We start from the raw sequence: 1339 nt of genomic DNA on the forward strand, positions 1-1339 counted from the left end.
CCACCGCCGACGTACTGACCAACCGCCCCGTCTCCCACCGGAAGGCGATGGAACGGCTGACCCCGTTCATCCGCAACGGCACGACGAGCCTGCCGTCCGCGGCCAGCTCGCGCAGCCATGCCGGAGCCAGATCCCAAGCCCCGGCCGTGACGATGATCGCGTCAAACGACTCACGCCCGAACACTTCGCCCTGCGCGTCAGCCGTGATCACCGTGACCCGCCCGCCGTACCCAGCGGCCTCCAGCAAGGCAGCGGCCCGGCCGGTCACCTCCGGATCGATGTCCACACTGACCACCCGACCGCCCGGCCCCACGACCTCGGCCAGCAACGCGGCGTTATAGCCCCCAGACCCGATCTCCAGCACCCTCGAACCTGGCCTCAACTCGGCCTGCTCGATCATCGCCACCTGGATGTACGCCGCGCTGACCGAGGAGACGGCCACACCGTGCTCATCCCTTTTCGTCACCACCGACCGATCAACGTGGTAGATGACGTCCAGCGGAGTATCAGCCGGAACGAACGCATCCCGCGGCACCGCCCGAAAGGCCGCCTCAACACGCGCCGACCTGATGTACCCCCGAGCGATGAGCTCATCCGCGAGCCGAGCCCTGAGCTCGCCAGCCCGATCGCCGCCGTCCACCGTCATCATCCCCTCCTCGAAACGCACCGAGAACAACAAAACCCGAGAGCCGCCCCCCGCGGTATCGACTTCAAAGAGCGAGGCTGGTCAAAGCGATCAAAGATTCCCGGCCGAGAACCCTCGTGCCTTACCCTCAACATGCTCAGAAACGCGGCCCACGCTGGCCGAACAGAGCTGCGGAGCAGTCGTCGCCGTACCGAAGACGACCAAAGTGGTCAATGCCGACCAACTCCGGGAGGTGCATCATGACGCGCACACGAAACGAACTGCTCGATGCGATTCTGCGCGAGGCAGGCTGGTCACGGGCACAAGCGGCAAACGCCTACAATCGCATCGCCCAGGAGAACAACCTCCACAATCACACCAACATCGGCCGTTCCCATATCAGCATGTGGGTAGGCGGCACAAAACCCTCCGGCGAAGCCCCGATAATCTTGTGCCAGGCGTTGTCCCGACGCTTGCAGCGCCTGGTCACCCCACGCGAGCTCGGGCTCACCGCCGCCAACGCCCAGGAGCACAACGCCCCGGGCTGGCAGACCGACCCGCTGACCGAGCTCGCCGAGCTGGGGGGAACCGATTTGGACCTCGGCCGCAGACACCTCCTGACCAACGCCGTCTACTCCACCGCCGCCCTCACCCTCCCCGGCCAGCAATGGTGGGACACCATGGCCACCTTCCCAACACCTGGCCTGCATTCCC

The 1339-nt window shown here is 65.9% G+C and carries 2 protein-coding genes; one reads left to right on the plus strand and one right to left on the minus strand.

Going from position 1 to position 1339, the window contains the following annotated elements; translation table 11 throughout:
• The coding region (locus C1I98_RS38905; protein ID WP_233508574.1) for a methyltransferase domain-containing protein at nucleotides 1-667 on the minus strand (667 nt) is incomplete at its 3' end.
• Between the two features lie 218 nt (nucleotides 668-885).
• On the opposite strand from C1I98_RS38905, the gene C1I98_RS41010 reads away from it, so the two are divergent.
• Nucleotides 886-1339, plus strand: a 454-nt coding sequence (locus C1I98_RS41010) for an NsdA family TPR-like regulatory protein (RefSeq protein WP_497846321.1), incomplete at its 3' end; no start/stop codon positions are given.

It is taken from the genome of Spongiactinospora gelatinilytica (assembly GCF_003236385.1).
Lineage (GTDB): Bacteria > Actinomycetota > Actinomycetes > Streptosporangiales > Streptosporangiaceae > Spongiactinospora > Spongiactinospora gelatinilytica.